This is a genomic window from Pseudomonas purpurea, assembly GCF_039908635.1.
In the GTDB taxonomy this organism is placed as follows: domain Bacteria; phylum Pseudomonadota; class Gammaproteobacteria; order Pseudomonadales; family Pseudomonadaceae; genus Aquipseudomonas; species Aquipseudomonas purpurea.
Map to the genome: position 1 here is coordinate 2,935,007 of NZ_CP150918.1, position 17,716 is coordinate 2,952,722.

The following is a 17,716-nucleotide window of genomic DNA, read 5'->3' on the forward strand; positions in this document are numbered from 1 at the left end:
GGAATGTTCCTCCTGGCTCGGTTCAGGTGGCTCTAGCGACGAATTTCGGGAGGCGGACTGGTGGTCAATTCCGGCCGGTTATGACGCCATTTAGGTTCTTTGTTCAGGGTGTCGTTGGTGAACCCGCGCAGCCACTTGACCAATTTGCCGTACGGCCGGACGAGGTTGGAGGAGAACACCGCGCCGGGTGGCTCATCCATGAACGGCATGAACTTGTCGGGGAAGCCGGGCATGGTGCAGCCGATGCAGATACCCCCGACATTCGGGCAACCGCCGATGCCGTCCATCCAACCGCGTTTGGGCACGTTGCACTGCACCACCGGGCCCCAGCAGCCGAGTTTGACCAGGCACTGCGGCTGGCCATATTCGGTGGCGAAGCTGGCCTGTTCGTAGTAACCCGCACGGTCGCAGCCTTCGTGCACCGTTTTGCCGAACAGCCACGTCGGACGACCGGCATCGTCCAGCGGAATCATCGGCGCGACGCCGGCCAACTGACGCAGCAGGTAGAGCAGGGTTTCCATGAAGTTGTCCGGCTGCACCGGGCAACCCGGCACGTTCACCACTGGCAGGCCGGCCTTGGATTTCCAGTTCCAGCCCAGGTAGTCGTTGACGCCCATGCAGCCCGTGACATTGCCCTGCATCGCATGGATCCCGCCATACGTGGCACAGGTGCCGCAAGCCACCACGGCCAGTGCCTTGGGACTCAAGCGGTCGAGCCATTCGGGGATGGTGATCGGTTCACCGGTTTGCGGGTCGTTGCCCATGTAGGCCCAGTACCCTTCACCGCTGAGGTTTTCGTTGGGAATGGAGCCTTCCATCACCAGCACGAAATCAATCTCGCCGCGTGCAGCCTGGTGCCAGTACTGCATCAACTCTTCACCGACTTCGTAACACAGGTCGGGGTTATGCAAATGGACCTTCGGCAAGCCCGGAATCGCGCCCAGCACCACGTCTTCGATGCTCGGCAGGGTTGCGGCGGTGATCGAGATCGAGTCGCCGTCACAGCTCATGCCGTCATTGATCCAGATAATGTGGACTTCTTTGAGGTCGGGTTTGCGTTGGGTCTTGCGTCCGTAGGGGACGGCGTTCGTCTCGGCCATGGTCTTTGCCTCCTGATCGCATGTGTCCATGCCTTGCAGGGTCGGTCGATGAGTCAAACAGGGGCGCCACCAGACCGGGCTACACCTGTAGGGTTGTATCCCAACGCTCGGGACGCGACCAAGCGTGCGACTACCTAGGGGTGACTACCCAGGTCGGTTTCAGGAGCGAGGAGGAGGGCTGGCGCGCTTCATAAATGCAGTTGGTGGATACCGCACAGCACCGCCATGGTGATGAGTTCGGCGGTCGAGCGGGCCTGCATCTTGAGCATCAGGTGCTCGCGATGGTGTTCGACGGTACGCGGGCTGATCATCAGCTCCCGGGCGATGCGTTTATTGGGCAGGTCCGAGACCACCAGCGCAAAAACCTGCTGCTCGCGAGGCGACAGGTTGCGAAAGCGCTGCTGCACCAACGCCTGCTCCCGGGCCAGTCGGCGGTCGTCGAGGTCCTTCTCCAGTGCAAGCTGCACGCTGGCCAGCAGTTCTTTTTCGCTGAACGGTTTTTCCAGAAAGTCCACCGCACCGCACTTGAGCGCGGCCACTGCCGTGCGGGCGTTGGCGTGACCGCTGATGAAGATGATGGGGAGGCGGGCGTGCAACGCTTTGAGCTTTTGTTGCAGCTCCAGCCCGGTGGTGCCCGGCATTCGCAGGTCCGTGATCAGGCAACCAGGTTGCTGCGGGTCAAAACCGTCGAGAAAGGTGTTCGCGCAAGTGTAGGTGCGTACGCCCAGGCCGCTGGCTTTCAGCGTGCGCTCAAGCGCGGCGAGAAACAGCCGGTCATCGTCCACCACATGGATAACGGGGTCAGTCGTCATGGCCATTACCGTGCAGGGTCGGCAAGGTGAAATGCACCGTTGCCCCGTGGGTCGAACGGGCATCGGCCCACAGTTTGCCGCCGTGGGTCTCGATGATGGTGCGGCTGATGGACAACCCCAGGCCCATGCCTCGGCGCTTGGTGGTGTAGAACGGGTTGAACATGCGCTCGATCTGCCTGGGGTCCAGGCCCGGCCCGGTGTCTGCCACGCTGACCTGAATCTGCCCCGACGGTTGTTCGCGGGCTTTGATCATCAACCGATTACGGACCCCGCCATTTTCGCGCATGGCTTCGATGCTGTTATGCGCCAGGTTCACCAGGACCTGGCCGATCTGTACCGCGTCGACCCGTACATAGGGCATGTCCGGTTCGATGTCCAGGTGTAACTCGATGTCGTTGTCCCGGGCATCCGCCTCGATCAGCATCGAGACTTCCTGAAGCAAGGCAAAAAACTTGCACTCGGTGCACATTTCGCCGTCATCCTGCAAAAAAGCGCGCAGGTGGCTAACCACGTCACTGGCGAACTCTGCGGCTTCTCGGGCCTGAGTCACGGCCTCGATAAACTCGGGTGTGGGCGCAGAGTCGGGGCGTAACAGCCGCAACGCTGCTTCACAATTGAGCACCACGGTGCCCAGCGGCTGATTCAGTTCGTGCGCCAGGCTGGAAGCCAACTCACCGGCCGTGTTCAGTCGGGCGAGCCGCGAGAGCTGGGATTGCATCCTGCGCATTTTTTGCGCGGACTCCTGCTCACCTGACACGTCCACCATGACCGTGCGAAAGCACTCGGTGTGCGCCGAGGTGTTGGGGTCGCTGTCACTTTTGAGCCAAAGCGTCGCCACCCGGCCATGACGGTTCTTGACCCGCAGCTTCTGGCTGACACAACTTCCCACGCTGCCCAGTTTGGTCAAGTGCGCATGAAACTGGTGCTTATCGGCGCTGACCACCCAGCGGGCGAACGATTCCCCGGTCAGCCATGCGGCATCCCAGCCCAGTAGCGCTGCGCCGGTGTGGTTGATTTTGCAGATGCAGCCCGAGGCATCGAGCAACACGTAGCCAATGGGCGCGTGCTCGAACAAGTCCTGATAATCAAAGGTTCGAGGAGGCGGTTTGTTCTGCATGTCGGGGTCGGCCGGTGCGTCGGAGGATTCTGGATGCGGAGTCCGTCGCCGTTCAGTTGCCTATTGCAGTGTAGACGCGCATGGCCGGTGGCTCAGCTAGCCTGCTAAGGGCCTTGTTTTGATTGAGGGCGACACCATGCGCTGGTCACGGCACTTTCTGGGCCTGCCTCTGCACCCGATGCTGGTGCATTTTCCGCTGGTGCTGTGGCTCTGCGTCCCGGTGCTTGACGGGTTGGCGCTGTGGCATCCGGCGTCCATCTGGTGGGAACTGGCGTTGGCGGCCACCGCCATCGGGGTGGTGGCCGGTGTGTTTGCACTGATTACCGGGCTGATGGAATACATCCATTTGTCCGAAACCGGTAGCAATGACGTCAGGCTCGCCGCCCGACATGGGGTACGGACGACACTGGTCTGGTGCGTGATGGCCGTGAAATGGCTGGTCGCAAGCCTCGCCGAAACCGGGCCGGGCTTGATACTGGTGTGTTGGCTGATCGACGCATTGGCGTGTGGCTTATTACTTCAAGGCGCGTTTTTCGGCACCAAAATAACGTATGACGGGTACCGGTCATGACGAGCCGAGCCGTTGGTCGGTTCATTCGGGATGTCTGTCGAATTGACGCTGTGCGGGTCGACTAATCGGTAAATCCCCCGTCACCCCTGAAGCAACTCAAGCAGGAGAGTAACCATGTCCTATGTCGATGGCTTTGTGGCTGCTGTTCCCACTGCCAACCGCGAACAGTTCAAACGACACGCCGAGTTCATGGCGGCTATTTTCAAGGAAAACGGTGCGCTGAGCATCACCGAATGCTGGGGCGACGATGTGCCCGAAGGCAAGGTGACGTCGTTCCCGCTGGCCGTGAAACTCAAGGAAGACGAAACCGTGGTCTTTTCATGGATCATCTGGCCCGACCGCCAAACGCGTGACGTGGGCATGGGCAAGTTCATGTCCGACCCGAGAGTGCAATCCGAGGGCAACGCCATGCCTTTCGATGGTCAGCGGATGATCTTTGGCGGGTTTGAAACAATCGTGAACCTGTGAGGTGCGCGCGTCACCCAGGTGCCCGGCGGGCCTGACAAGGATTCAGGCCCGTGCGGTCATTCTTGAAGGGTGATCCGGCAACTCTTGCGATTACGGATCTCGGTCTCCGAAGGCCGCTCTTTGACAAACTCGAAGCGCGGCTCGCCTTCGCTGTACGTCACCAGCCAACCCCATTCCAGCTCTGACTCATCCTGCCCGGGTTTCGGCGGCGCAGCCCACCATGGCTCCTTGCTGACAATCTGGCGCATACATCCCTCGCGGTGCTTTAGGTCACCTCAACTATAACGGGGATGGGAGAGGGCGCCAGAACGGGAATGGGGGGCAGACAGGCTGGCGTTATGACCACTCTGGCTGGCGAGTACGCCGAGAATACCGAGGATGCGAACAAGATGCGTCTTCGTCGATCCGGGGACCTGAGGTAGAATGTCGCGGCATGGATGCTCACCGCCCTCGGGATCATGGGGGCGGTGGTTGACCGAAAGGGCTCCCGAACGCTTCCGATTGTGCCTATCCGTGGAGTCAGGGCATCGAAGGACACGCGATGAGATTGGCGGGCGTCATGTGTGTGAACAGGTCGAACCTGCTCATGGCTGGCGTGCGTAGATGTACACATAAAATTAGTGTCACCCGAGTAGCTGAAGCCAATGACTAACAAGAAGTCAGCGCAGGAGGGGCCTAAACGTGAGACCGATAGTGTCTATCGGTCTTATATATCCACCCGTCAGTCTTTCTGAGATCGGGGTTCGACGGCATGCACCCTTGCATGCAGTGAACCAGGGCACCTCATGATCAAGCATGGCGGGGGGATGGCGTTCTATCCTAGGTATAACGGTATGTTGAAAAAAGTGAACACAGGGCTGTTGGGCCTGGCCATGTCGATGGTACTCATGCCCTTGCATGCAGCTGAGACGAAGAAAGTGGATGTCCTGCTCATCGGCGGGGGCATCATGAGTTCGACCCTGGGTGTCTGGCTCAATGAGCTTGAACCTGGCCTGTCGATGGAAATGGTCGAGCGTCTTGACGGCGTTGCCGAGGAAAGCTCGAACGGCTGGAACAACGCCGGTACCGGTCACTCTGCCCTGGCGGAGTTGAACTACACGCCAGAAGACAAGAATGGCAAGGTCGAGATCCCCAAGGCCGTTGAAATCAACGAGGCTTTCCAGATCTCGCGTCAATTCTGGGCCTGGCAGGTCAAGAACGATGTCCTGAAGAACCCTCACTCCTTCATCAACTCCACACCGCACATGAGCTTCGTGTGGGGCGATGACAACATCAAGTTCTTGAAAAAGCGCTACGAAGCGCTGCAAGCGAGCCCGTTGTTCGCAGGCATGCAGTACTCGGAAGACCCGGTACAGATCAAGAAATGGGTTCCATTGATGATGGAAGGCCGTGATCCGAACCAGAAGATTGCCGCCACCTGGTCGCCGATCGGTACGGACGTGAACTTCGGCGAAATCACCCGCCAGTTCGCCGGTTACCTGCAAACCAAGCCGAACTTCTCCCTGAAGCTTTCGAGCGAAGTGGAAGACATCACGCGCAATGAAGATGGCACCTGGCGTGTGTCTTACAAGAACCTGAAAGACGGTACTGAAACCCAGACCGACGCCAAGTTCGTGTTCATCGGCGCGGGCGGCGGTGCACTGCACCTGCTGCAAAAGTCGGGCATTCCTGAAGCTCAGGAATATGCAGGCTTCCCGGTTGGCGGCTCGTTCCTGGTGACCGAGAACCCGACGATTGCCGAACAGCATATGGCCAAGGCCTATGGCAAGGCGTCGGTTGGCGCACCGCCGATGTCGGTTCCCCACCTGGACACCCGCGTACTCGATGGCAAGCGCGTTATCCTGTTTGGCCCATTCGCGACCTTCTCCACGAAGTTCCTGAAAGAAGGCTCTTACTTCGATCTGCTGACCAGCACCACCACGCACAACTTCTGGCCTATGACCAAGGTGGGCATCGAGCAGTACCCACTGGTTGAATACCTCGCCGGTCAGCTGATGCTGTCGGATGAAGACCGTATGAATGCCCTGAAGGAATACTTCCCGAACGCCAAGGCTGAAGACTGGCGTCTGTGGCAGGCCGGCCAGCGCGTACAGATCATCAAGCGTGACGAAGAGAAGGGCGGCGTCCTGAAACTCGGCACCGAGATCGTTGCTTCCCAGGACGGCAGCATTGCCGGTCTGTTGGGCGCATCGCCTGGCGCTTCTACTGCTGCGCCGATCATGCTGAGCGTGCTTGAGAAGGTATTCAAGGACAAGGTCGCCACCCCGGCCTGGCAGGAAAAGCTGCGCCAGATCGTTCCGAGCTACGGCACCAAGCTCAACGACAGTCCTGAGCGTGTTTACCAGGAGTGGGCATACACCAGCAAGGTTCTGCAACTTGATCCGCCACCTGTGATTAACCAGGCAGCCCCTGCGCAAGCCCCGGCTCCGGCTCAAGCGAAACCGCAAGAGAGCAATCCAGCCGCCGATATGGCGCTGTAAGGCTCTGCAAAATGAAGCCTGCCCCAACAGCGTTGGGGCAGGCGACAGTGTTGACCGCCGCCTGCTTGCGGCGGCCAGCAATCGTGACTCTCCCCCCTCCAGTCCCCACCGGCAGATCGAGCATCAACGGCTCGACGATGACCGAGGCGGTGTAAAATCGCGCCCCTGCGTACATTCCTGATCTGCTGAGTTGCCTGACGACAGCGGATTCTGCTCAAGCACGCCGAATACACACCCTGATGCGTTTTTCCTAAGGCGGTCATTAGTGACTCAGCGTCAAGTGGCTACACCCCAAGCACGTCACCACAAGGCATTACGAATTCACGGGACTACTCGGTTTGCCACCCGATGGGGCCAGACTGGCTGCAAGTACCTCCAATAACGCACTGACCTTGGGAAGCGCCTGACGGCTTTTTAACCAAACCAAATTGATCGCCAGACCATCGGTTGCCAAATGGGGGAGCACTTCAACCAAGGTCCCTTCTTCAAGTTGACGTTTGATCAACCATGAAGGCAACTGCGCGATACCGCATCCGGCCAACACCGCAATCACCAGACCTTCGCCATCGCCCACCACGAACCTTGCGGGTACTATCCTGCGTTCCGTTTCGCCTGGGTGGGTTCCTGAAAAACTCCAGGGGCTGACCGTTCCGTCCGCCCAGCCGTAGGTGATGCACTGGTGATGTTCCAGGTCGCGATCGGTCATAGGCGTGCCATGCTTGTTCAAATACGCCGGCGACGCACAGAAGATATGCCACTCACTGCCCAGGTAGCGATGACCCAATGCGGCGGGCCAAACGTCCGAACCACCGATGCGCACGACGATGTCGACACCTTCCTCGATCGGGTCGATGAAACGGTCGGAAAACGAAATGTGCGGCAGCAACAGAGCGTGGTCCTGGACAAACCGCAGAATGACCGGAAGGGCCTGCGAGCGGCCGAAGGCACCTGGAAGGTCAATTCGAATTCTTCCACGAGGCTCGACGTTTTCGGCATGTAGCGACAGCTCAGCCTCTTCGAGGTCGGCCAGCACGCCTGTGCAGGTGCGATAGAACGCAATCCCCGCATCCGTCAGTGACAAGCGTCTTGTCGTACGATGAAACAAGCGCGTCTGCAGCCTGCTCTCCAGTCGAGCAATGCCTTTGCTGATTGCCGACCCCGTCAGATTCATCCGCTCGGCAGCAGCCTTGAAACTGCCGGAGTCCGCGACGCAGACAAATACATCAATGCCTTTTAATCGCTCGGAGGAAAACATAGATGCCCCACATTCATGAATTACGTTCCTCTGATTTGATAAAAAACATCATAAATCAGAATACTGTTCCCCAGTAAGCTTGATTCCAGTGCATCAATTAACGATGTACGACTAACCAATTCCATAAAAATCACCTGCTGAACGATGAGGCAAGGATGCTGAGCACGCTGAAAAACTATCCGACAACGGTAAAAATGCTGCTGTCGGCATCGCTGATATTGACGCTGGCGCGAGCAATTACCCTGCCTTATCTGGTCATCTACCTTTCCGGTAGTTTCAGCTTGAGCGTCGCCGATATCGGTCTGGTCATTGGCAGCACACTGATCATCGGCTCGCTATTGAGTCTTTACGGTGGCTTTCTGGTCGACAGGATGTCTAGTTACCGGCTAATTCTGAGCTTCAGCGGTGTGTTCACGCTGGGTTTTCTCGGGACGTTTCTTGCGCGCGATCTTTGGCTGTTCTATAGCTGCCTGGTGTTGATCAACCTGGCTTATGCTGTCATTGATATCGCGGTCAAATCAGGATTCGGAAACGTGCTGCCCGTCACTGATCGCAGCGAAGTGTTCTCGATCAAATACATGCTGACCAATATCGGGTATGCCGTCGGCCCGTTTCTTGGGGCCGGGATGGCCAAGCTGGATATGAGCTTGCCATTCCTGTTGTCCGCCGGGCTTGGCGCAGGGTTCTTCTTCATCTATTTCGTATGGGGCGATAGAGACCTGGCTACCGTCAATGCTGCTCAGAAACCCGCTCCGTTTCTGGCAGTGGGGAAACGGCTGCTCCAGGATTATCGGTTAGTGTGTTTCACCCTTGGCGGGCTGCTCAGCGCCGTGGTATTTGGCCAGTTTACGGCTTACCTCTCGCAGTATCTGGTGGTCACGACCACGCCTGAATCCACCTACCAGATCATCAGTACCGTGGTGGCGACGAATGCACTGATGGTGATCAGCTTGCAGTACTCCATAGGCAGGAAGATCTCCCACAGACACCTGAATCTATGGCTGGCGGCGGGCCTTGGCATGTTCATGGTGGGGTTGGCGGGTTTTGCCCTGTCGACCTCTGTTCTGCTCTGGGTGATTTCCATGACCATTTTCACTGTCGGCGAGATCATCGTATTCCCCGCCGAATACATGTTCATCGACAAAATCGCTCCAGACAACCTGCGTGGCATGTATTACGGAGCGCAAAACCTGTCTAACCTCGGTGCGGCGCTGGGTCCGGTGCTGTGCGGAGTCGTACTGGCGACCCAGCCTCCCCACTACATCTTTTACATGCTCGCCATCTTCATTGTTGCAGGTGGATTTTTTTACTTTCTGGGCGCTTCCAATTTGGGCAATACAACGGGTAAGGAGGCTGATTGAGGGGCACACCTTGTGTGACTCATTCCCGGTCGCGAGCCTCGCGATACAAGGGCTTACTTTCGCTTACGCGTTGCTGACTCGATAACGGAAGGCCAGAGACGCTAGGCTTTTTCTTCCTTCACTTTCTGCGCAACTTCCCCGAGTGCGGCCGCTGTGAACGTACCAGTACCCGGTGCCAGATGCGTCACAGGAATGGTTACCCTGGTGCTGACGTTGCGCAAGTAGCTATCAACCTGTACGCCGCCCCGCGTATAGCCAGAGACCACTTGTGGGGTGATAACTGTGCGACTGAACGTGGAGCCGACAGTGCGGAACAAGTTACCGAGGGCCGAGATAATCGACATGACAGTCAGCGCAGCAAAGGGAATTGACAGCCACATGACGCTCATCTTGAACAGGGCAACCTGGAGGGTCAGCCCATTGAGGCTGCGGCAGTAAAGGATCGCGACGACCAGGTAGGCACTGGCAAGTGCAACGATGGCGGCCGGGTCGCGAATGTCGAAGACCAATCGGGCGCACAACAGACTGTAGATAAGCAGACTGGCGAGCACATCCGGGATCAGGCTCTTGAGGCCGTCAAGCGCTTTGGAAATGTTGTAGATCACAAACCCGATGAGCACGATCCAGCCGAGTACCGGAATGAAGCCGATCGCCACGATCAACACGGATAGCAGCAGGCTGCGCATGAGGCCGTGGTGCAGGTTGTTCCTGAGCAGGAAAAAGACGAAGTAAGTGCAGGAAAACAGCGCAATGAGCGCGAATGAAAGGGCTGCTGCTTCGGGTTGGAGAAAGAAGCTCAGGCTGCCCACGGTGACCATAAAGGCCAGGCATAGGTATCCACTTTTATTCATTGCTGTTCGTCCGTGAGTGAGGAAATGTGTGTTCTCAAGGGAGGTGACAGGTCATCGTGAACCGACAAACGTGCCGGGTTGCCCTGAGTCGGGGTCAACTGGCACGCCAGACTGGCCACAGCCCTGCTCTGTGAATCGGGCTGAATGCTACTATCCTGCCATCATTGCTGTCGAGCGACCGCCAATGACGCTCGGTCCTGTAAAAGCTCATCAAGCACTCTCAAAAACGCCTCAACCAGCGCACTACGTTCTTGCGCTCGCGTCAGTACCCACAGAGGCGCGCAGGCGTCGGAGTGGGCCAGCGGCCGGTAGATCACACCGGTTTTCGCCAGGGCCTGGGTGCAGCGGGGCACCAGCGCAACACCCTGATTGGCGGCCACAAGGGCGATGATCGAGGTGATCTGCCGCCCGGCCGGGCCGCGTTGAAGGTCCAGGCCATTACGTTTGAACAACTGTTCGATGGTCTCGTTGAGCCCCGAGCCGTATCCGGTCGGAAACAGGATCAGCGGGTGCGCACTGAGCTGCGCCAGGGTTACATCGCTCTGGCTGGCCAGCGGATTGTTGCAGGAGAGGGCGGCCACCAGTGGCTCTTCGTCCAGCGACAGCGACTGAACCTCGGTCTGCCCGTGAGGCAGCTTCATCCGGCTCATGCCGATATCGAGGCGGCCATCGACAATCTGCGCCCACTGGCTACCTGAAGGTCCTTCCACCAGCGTCAGCTGGACCTCTGGAAAGCGCTGGGCAAAAGCCTGAATGGCCTGACTGAACACCTCCGACAGGGCAATCGAACTGGCGTAACCCAAGGTCAGTTGACCGGCCAGACCCGTTGCCAGTTTTTTCGCGATGACCTCGGCAAGGTCAACCTGCTCAAGGGCCGCGCGGGCGTAAGGCAGGAATTGGCGCCCCCGAGGGGTGAGCGACACCGAACGGCTGGTGCGGTCGAAGAGGCGAAATCCCAGCTCGACCTCCAGTACCGAAATCTGTCGGGTCAGGGGCGGTTGGGCGAGGTGCAGGCGCAGCGCTGCACGACCAAAGTGCAGCTCTTCGGCGACGGTCAAAAAGTAACGTAACCTGCGTAGATCAAGCATCCTGGTCCTTGGGTATTGATCGGTCCGAATTCGGTATTGGTGTTCATCAGCTCGCGCATTTTATAAAGGCTTCGAGTCATAACACGAGAGGTCTTATGAAATCACGCCAGCAGCGCCCCGCACGATGACCGACCTGAACAATGAAATCTCCTTGCACGCATCGCCACCGGCCGATGCCTCCGTGCGTCGTCGATCTCTGGTAGCCGCTTGCGGTGCGCACGCCGTGCATGATGGTTTGACTGACCTCATTTATGTGCTGCTGCCGATCTGGCAGGTGCAGTTTGGCATGAGCTACGCGCAGATCGGGCTGTTACGCGGAGCCTATTCCGGGATGATGGCCGGCTTCCAGCTGTTGGCGAGTCGTGCAGCCCAACGGTGGGGGCGAGCGCGCATGCTGGTCGGCGGAACGGCCCTGGCCGGCGTGGCCTATTTGTTCGCTGGTCAGGCCGGCGGGTTGTCGGTGCTGTTGCTGGCGCTGATGTTGGGCGGTTTGGGCGCGAGCACACAACACCCGTTGGCGTCCTCGATGGTCAGCGATACTTTTGAAGCGGGAGGAGGGGTCAAGGAGGCATTGTCGCATTACAACTTTGCCGGCGACCTCGGCAAGATGCTGATACCGGCATTGGTCGGGGTGCTGCTGACGGTCGTCAGTTGGCGCGTCGGCGTCACGCTGATGGGCGTGCTTGGCCTGGTCGCTGCGGGTGTGCTGTGGTGGTTGATACCGGCACGCAGAGCGCCGGCCTCCCGGTTGGAAAAATCCCCCAGGACGCCAACCGGAAGCGACTCCGTCAGTGGCCTGCGTGCGCTGCTCCTGACTGGCGTGCTGGACAGTGCCATACGGATGGGGTTTCTCACCTTCTTGCCATTCTTGTTGACGAACAAAGGCGCCGGGCCGGCGAGCATTGGCCTGGCGTTGGCGCTGTTGTTTGTGGGCGGTGCATTCGGCAAGTTGCTGTGTGGTTATCTGGGCGTGCGAATCGGCATGATGAAAACGGTGTGGTTGACGGAGTCCACGACTGCGTTGTTGATCGTGCTGGCCGTGGAGTTGCCGCTGACCGGCATGATGGTGATGTTGCCGTTGTTGGGGCTGGTGTTGAACGGGACATCGTCCGTGCTGTATGGCGCTGTACCGGATTTAACGAGTGTGCACAAACGCGAGCATGCTTTCGCACTGTTCTACACAGGCACCATCGGTGGCGGGGCACTGGCGCCGGTATTGTTTGGTCGCCTGGGGGATGTGACAGGCATCCCTTATGCCGTGATGACGCTGGCGGCGATCCTGTTGCTGACGTTGCCATTGTCCTGGTGTGTGCAGAAGGGCCTGGACCGAAGTCCGTGTTGAAGAAGGAGTAGGCCGGCCTAAAAGGAGGGCGAGGAGGGAGTTTCTGCCTCGACGCTGACCAGACGCGAGCATCAACCAACATGCCCATCCATCCACCTGGACGCCTGATACCGTGAGGTGGGATAACGTGTGTGAGCCAAATGGAAGCATTGGGCAAACACGAGAACTAAGGACGATCCCTCAGAAACCATGAAAACCTTATTGTGTTTACTGATCGCCACCGGCGTCGGCACTGCGCTGCAGTATGCCGGTATCCCTCATGGTCTATTGCTTGGCTCGATACTCGCAACTGCGGTGATTGTCAGCAACTTGCGTTTTTCTCCCACGCTGCGCTTCGGCCTTGGCTACGTGCAAATCGTTTTGGGGATCGCTACAGGCCTGATGTTCGAGTCGTGGGACAGCCAGACAGTGGTCGCCATGTTACCCAGCCTGGGCTTCCTGCTGCTGTGCCTGACCGCCCAGATTGCCGTGGCCGGTTTATGGCTGTTCAAGGTCTCGGGCTGGAACCCAAAGGATTCCCTGCTGGCTGTCTACCCGGGTGCCCTCGCGGCGGTGTTCGATTTGCTGGAGTCCGAGCGTGCGTCCAGCAAGGTGATTGTCGTGCACCTGGTTCGACTGCTGTCGATCACCTTGTTGGTCAGCCTGTGCATTCCCGGGCATGCCAATGTTGCTCCTGTCGAGAGCAACCCGCTGACCATGGGCATATTGCTGACACTGCTGTCGCTGATCGTCTTGTGCATTTTGCTCGGTCGCGTGCTGTTGACCGTCGGCGTTCCAGCGCCGTTCATGCTCACCGCCATTGTTGCCACTGGCGTCTACATCAAGATGGGGTTTCTCCAGGCGTTCCACATGCCGCAGTGGAGTGTCGATGGCGCTGCGGTCATCCTCGGCGTGCTGATTGGCTCGAAATTCAAGGACATTTCCCTCTCGGAGCTTGTTCGCCACGGACGCGCCGGGCTGATGGCCGTAGCCTTGATGCTGCTGATCGCAGCAGCGTTTGCCGGGGTGGCCGGGCGAGTCCTCGGTCACGATCCCTTGTCGTTGTGGATGGCGTACATGCCTGGCGCCATCGAGACGATTGCGATCGTCGCGTTCAGTGGTGGGCTGAACGTGGTGTTCATCCTGTCCCATCATCTGGTGCGGATGGTCGTGCTGCACTTTGCGCCAGCGTTCATCATTCAGGCGCGTCGGTGGCGCGAAAACGTCGAGTAAGTACACCGAATGGGTATCGCTGAGCCCGAGCATGGGGCACTGGTGCAGGTTCGTTCACCTGAAAAATCTGGCTCAATTGGATTAGGCCCTTGACTCTACTCAAGCGAATAAGGCCTAATCCGCGGCCTCAATAACCCCCTACCCTAGAATGGTGAATTAAGTGCTCTGCTCTCAACACATCTAAATCCGACGACGGTCTAGAAGCTGTTGGGTTCGCTTGCGCGCGCCTCACCCATCCTCACGAGCGTTGTCGGTTTCCTTTTTTTTGGAGACGACATCATGACACTCGATCCGCACCTCTACGCGCAACTGCAAAATCTATACAAATACCCTCGAACGCCGCACTTGGAATCGTCGCGCCTGCAACTCGGCGACATGGACAACGACCAGGCTCGATACCAATCACTGATCGGAAAATACATCGTTGTTGAAGAGAAGGTTGACGGTGCGAATGCCGGCATTTCCTTTTCATCGGCAGGCGAGTTGCTGCTCCAGTCGCGCGGTCATTACCTTGTCGGCGGCTCAAGAGAGCGACAGTTCTCAATGCTCAAGCTCTGGGCGAAGGTGCATGAGCGATGGCTGCTGGATAGGCTCGAGGATCGCTATGTGATGTTCGGCGAGACCATGTCGAAGGTACATTCGGTGTATTACGACGCGCTGCCTCACATCTTCCTGGAGTTCGACATCCTCGATCGCAAGCGAGGAGTGTTCCTGTCGACTCAGGCGCGCAGGACAATGCTCGAAGGCGGCCCCGTGCTATCGGTCCCCGTACTTTATGAGGGTATTGCCCCGCAGTCACTGGCAGGTCTGCTCAAGCTGGTTGGCCACTCGAAAGCCCGAACCACCAACTGGCGCGAGTCCTTCGCTGCGGCCGTCCTGCGGGAAGAACTCGACCTGAAGATGGCGTGGAAGAACCTGGATGAATCAGACCTCATGGAAGGTCTGTACCTGAAGACTGAGAGCGCAGGAGAAACAACAGGCCGTTTGAAATGGGTCCGGCATGATTTCGTACAGTCAATACAAGACGCTGGCGTTCACCACCTTCAGCAACCCTACATCCCCAATCGGCTAGCTGACGGCGTGGACCTATATTCCCCGCAACTGGCCGTCACCTGGGAAGAGATCAACAAGGGAGATCGATGAGATGGGCTTTAAACAGCTTTCGGCTTTAGTGCCGAAGCCCGGGGGCGAAACGTCTTGGCCGGAGCTGATGGAAGTGATTCCTGCAATCAAGCTATTGGCCGGCACACCTCAAGAGCCTGAGTACCATGGAGAAGGCAACGTGCTGATCCATACCAAAATGGTAGTGGAGGCTATGATTTGCAGCAGCCCTTATATAGCCGCAACGGATGAGCAACGGTTCGTCCTGTTTTACGCATGCGTACTGCACGATATCTCGAAGCCGTCTACGACGGTGATAGATCCTGTAACAGGGCGGATTGGTCAGCCTGGCCATTCAGCGCGGGGAGCGGTCGATGCGCGATTGATTCTATGGCGAGCGGGTGTCCCTTTCGAGACTAGAGAAACCATTTGCAGGATCATCCGAGTGCACCAACTGCCATTTTTTGCTTTGAGAGGAAACCGGGCAGGGCAGTCTGCGGAATTCATAATCCACAGTCTGAGCTGGCAATTACCTATCTGGATGTTATGCGCAGTCGCGACAGCGGATATGGCGGGGCGTCAATACGCGGGCAAGCAGTCGATCCTTGAGGACATCGAGATCTTCAAGCTACTGGCCGAGGATGAAGGCTGCCTGGCAACACCAAAGACGTTTGTTGATGCCCACACACGGCTGGCCTATTTCCAGGGCGCCAATGTCCTGCCCGACTTTCCCCTGTACAAGGAGAGGACCGGCTCCCAGGTCATCGTCATGTGTGGAATGCCCGCATGCGGAAAGAACACGTGGGTTGAGAAGCACGCCAACAACCTTCCAGTAGTCTCCTTTGACGACGCCAGGACTGAGTTGGGCCTGGCGCACGGCAAGGATGAGGGCAGGGTGGCCGGAGCCGCCCTGGCGAAAGCGAAGGATCTTCTCAGGGGAGAAAGAGCATTCGTATGGAACGCAACGCACCTATCCACACAAATGAGAAAGAAGACACTGGACCTGCTGCACGCCTATCACGCGGACGTTCGCCTGGTGTACCTGGAGCAAACCGAGAAAGAGATCTTCCTGCGAAATGATCAGCGGGATACATCGCTGACCAACAAGAAGATCACCACGATGCTGTACAAATGGGAGGTCCCAACGGCAATCGAGGCCGGCACAGTCGAGTTCTTTGTATAAGGAGATAGTTTCAGAACCACGCCTGGAAGCTCATTCACCTTCATACGCATGATTTCTGTCTATGAGCGTTAATCGATAGAAAGTTGGCGAAGAACGTCGGTCTTAATACTGGAGTTCGGAAGGTGTGTTGGCTGGACGCTTACAGAGCGACCGCAAGGCGCGATAGCGATTATCGAAAAAGCTGCATTTTGCACAAGTGGGCCAGTTTTGAACCGGTAAGGAAAGCTCGTTAGTTTCACTGACGCGGGCCTATATAAAACAAGTCATCCAAAACTTCCATAAGCCGAGATTCGACATGCATCCTAGGCTCTGTACGAAAACTGCCTGCGTGTCGATCATGCTGCGTTAAAAACAGGCTCGGAATGCTCATTTACAACCCGTAAACTCCGCTTCCTCGCCTGTTTTTGCCTTGCCTGATCGCCACTCGGCGACTTTTCGTACAGGCCCTAAGAGCCGGCGAGGTGACCTTTGCAAGATTTTGAGGGGAAGCTGCCCGTACTTCCACCTATACAATCCTTGCGCTAGTAGAAATAAAATCAATGTGTGGCATATTCTGCCCCATTCCAATACCCAGGTGCACCCCGCAACTGCTTTCATTCAAAAGAGAATTTATTGACCAGTCGACCGGGCTCGGGTGACTCGCACAACCCACTGCGAACTCGGTCGCAGCCAAACCACGTTCTAAACCCTCAAACATACTGCGAAATGTTTCGGTCACATCTGTGTTATCCAGTACGATGCGTTGTGCTACATTTTCTTTAAATTCAATGATATTACCCCCGCGTGAAGCTTGCCTCATTAATTCAGAAAGCTCGCCTGTAAATCTTTCCTTCAAGTTCAGGTTGTTCGCTAGATAAATAAAGCCATTAAATTCCAGTTCACCCTCAAGTGAGAAGCTCGGGCGCTCTTCTGAAATATTAACGATAGAGGCTTCAAAAAACTCAGCGACGGAGTATAACCAACCTTCCATCATATCGTCGGAGTCATTGGCAATTTCTACGCTATCACTCAATGTGCATTGGAGGGCATGGTGACTGCTACGAACCTGAATAGTCGGCTTAGCCAAAAGAGCCCCATAAGATTCTGCACGTCGCTTTAACGTGGCATGATGATCCAGGGCGAGCAGTTTGTGTAGTGAATATTTTAAAGACTCTGCGCCAGAGTCAAACTTTGCTGTAGCCAAGTGGGCCACCTTGGCTTTAGTGATATCCCAAAGGTTACGTAATTTAGCATGCCCATCATAAGTTGTTATGAGCATGAGTGCGCAAGAACTCTTGTCTGCAAAATCAAAATCATTGATGTCTACTGTCTTGAATCCTTCATTGCGTGCCACTTCAAGTGCAGTATCAGAGTCGACGACTATAGGCATGGCTCGTGAGAGGAGGGACTCAAAGTAAGCATTAGCGTTCATTTTAAGTTTCTCTCAGAGAACCTAATAGGGAATTACCCAATGGGAGCTTAAAGCTCAGCGGCTTTATGTAGAGCTGCTATTTGCGTCAGAGGGGGGATAAATTTTGTTGGTAGTGAAGAGGCTGATCAGAGCCCCTTCATTACGCTATGCATTTACCAGTAGGCGTTTTCTAGTGCTTTGCGCACATCGACATCTACTTGGCGCGCCTTTACAGGCTGGGCGGTTTTAGTTTGTGCCTTGACCGCTTGCTTGACTTTTTTCGCATTCATATAATCACCAGAATTAGTTTATTGTGGGGGGGGGGCTTTGCATGAACGAAATAAAGCATAGTAATAAATATATATTTTTCCATTGAGGATGATCA

General features: G+C 56.9%; 16 protein-coding genes. 8 read left to right on the top strand and 8 right to left on the bottom strand.

Going from position 1 to position 17,716, the window contains the following annotated elements:
* Positions 1–32 precede the first annotated feature (32 nt).
* From AABM54_RS13230 to AABM54_RS13240, 3 genes are all read right to left on the bottom strand, one after another.
* Positions 33–1,100 carry a hypothetical protein gene (locus tag AABM54_RS13230; RefSeq protein WP_347906083.1) on the bottom strand — a complete coding sequence of 356 codons (1,068 nt, stop codon included), beginning with the start codon at positions 1,098–1,100 and terminating at the stop codon, positions 33–35.
* Between the two features lie 188 nt (positions 1,101–1,288).
* Positions 1,289–1,912 (bottom strand): response regulator, encoded by a 624-nt coding sequence (locus tag AABM54_RS13235; RefSeq protein WP_347906084.1) that lies wholly within the window; start codon positions 1,910–1,912, stop codon positions 1,289–1,291.
* Positions 1,902–3,029, bottom strand: coding sequence for an ATP-binding protein (locus tag AABM54_RS13240; protein WP_347906085.1), 1,128 nt, complete (start codon positions 3,027–3,029; stop codon positions 1,902–1,904). The genes AABM54_RS13235 and AABM54_RS13240 overlap by 11 nt, the downstream gene beginning before the upstream one ends.
* 136 nt (positions 3,030–3,165) lie before the next feature.
* Between AABM54_RS13240 and AABM54_RS13245 the strand changes: the two genes are divergently transcribed.
* Entirely contained in the window at positions 3,166–3,600 is a 435-nt protein-coding gene (locus AABM54_RS13245; protein ID WP_347906086.1) for a DUF2231 domain-containing protein, read from the top strand.
* Between the two features lie 114 nt (positions 3,601–3,714).
* A complete protein-coding gene (locus AABM54_RS13250; protein ID WP_347906087.1) occupies positions 3,715–4,068 on the top strand; it encodes a DUF1428 domain-containing protein in 354 nt (117 codons plus the stop codon).
* A gap of 56 nt (positions 4,069–4,124) precedes the next feature.
* On the opposite strand, the gene AABM54_RS13255 is transcribed toward AABM54_RS13250, so the two are convergent.
* Entirely contained in the window at positions 4,125–4,316 is a 192-nt protein-coding gene (locus AABM54_RS13255; RefSeq protein WP_347906088.1) for a hypothetical protein, read from the bottom strand.
* A 585-nt stretch (positions 4,317–4,901) separates the two neighbouring features.
* On the opposite strand from AABM54_RS13255, the gene mqo reads away from it, so the two are divergent.
* Positions 4,902–6,548 carry a malate dehydrogenase (quinone) gene (gene mqo / locus AABM54_RS13260; RefSeq protein WP_347906089.1) on the top strand — a complete coding sequence of 549 codons (1,647 nt, stop codon included), beginning with the start codon at positions 4,902–4,904 and terminating at the stop codon, positions 6,546–6,548.
* Between the two features lie 313 nt (positions 6,549–6,861).
* Here mqo and AABM54_RS13265 read toward each other — a convergent pair whose 3' ends face one another.
* Positions 6,862–7,803 (bottom strand): LysR family transcriptional regulator, encoded by a 942-nt coding sequence (locus tag AABM54_RS13265; protein WP_347906090.1) that lies wholly within the window; start codon positions 7,801–7,803, stop codon positions 6,862–6,864.
* A 155-nt stretch (positions 7,804–7,958) separates the two neighbouring features.
* On the opposite strand from AABM54_RS13265, the gene AABM54_RS13270 reads away from it, so the two are divergent.
* On the top strand, positions 7,959–9,164 hold the full coding sequence (locus tag AABM54_RS13270; RefSeq protein WP_347906091.1) for an MFS transporter: 1,206 nt from the start codon (positions 7,959–7,961) through the stop codon (positions 9,162–9,164).
* 101 nt (positions 9,165–9,265) lie between these two features.
* Here AABM54_RS13270 and AABM54_RS13275 read toward each other — a convergent pair whose 3' ends face one another.
* Both AABM54_RS13275 and AABM54_RS13280 read right to left on the bottom strand, forming a co-directional pair.
* Complete coding sequence (locus AABM54_RS13275) at positions 9,266–10,015, bottom strand: hypothetical protein (protein ID WP_347906092.1); 750 nt, start codon at positions 10,013–10,015, stop codon at positions 9,266–9,268.
* Between the two features lie 161 nt (positions 10,016–10,176).
* Entirely contained in the window at positions 10,177–11,103 is a 927-nt protein-coding gene (locus AABM54_RS13280) for a LysR family transcriptional regulator (RefSeq protein ID WP_347906093.1), read from the bottom strand.
* 124 nt (positions 11,104–11,227) lie between these two features.
* On the opposite strand from AABM54_RS13280, the gene AABM54_RS13285 reads away from it, so the two are divergent.
* The 4 genes from AABM54_RS13285 (at position 11,228) to AABM54_RS13300 (ending at position 15,941) form a co-directional block, all read left to right on the top strand.
* Entirely contained in the window at positions 11,228–12,445 is a 1,218-nt protein-coding gene (locus AABM54_RS13285; protein WP_347906094.1) for an MFS transporter, read from the top strand.
* A gap of 189 nt (positions 12,446–12,634) precedes the next feature.
* Positions 12,635–13,657 (top strand): AbrB family transcriptional regulator, encoded by a 1,023-nt coding sequence (locus AABM54_RS13290; protein WP_347906095.1) that lies wholly within the window; start codon positions 12,635–12,637, stop codon positions 13,655–13,657.
* A gap of 279 nt (positions 13,658–13,936) precedes the next feature.
* Positions 13,937–14,800, top strand: a complete 864-nt coding sequence (locus AABM54_RS13295; protein ID WP_347906096.1) for an RNA ligase family protein — start codon at positions 13,937–13,939, stop codon at positions 14,798–14,800.
* A gap of 1 nt (position 14,801) precedes the next feature.
* Positions 14,802–15,941 (top strand): AAA family ATPase, encoded by a 1,140-nt coding sequence (locus tag AABM54_RS13300; RefSeq protein ID WP_347906097.1) that lies wholly within the window; start codon positions 14,802–14,804, stop codon positions 15,939–15,941.
* Positions 15,942–16,446: 505 nt separating this feature from the next.
* Here AABM54_RS13300 and AABM54_RS13305 read toward each other — a convergent pair.
* A complete protein-coding gene (locus tag AABM54_RS13305; protein ID WP_347906098.1) occupies positions 16,447–17,352 on the bottom strand; it encodes a hypothetical protein in 906 nt (301 codons plus the stop codon).
* Positions 17,353–17,716 lie beyond the last annotated feature (364 nt).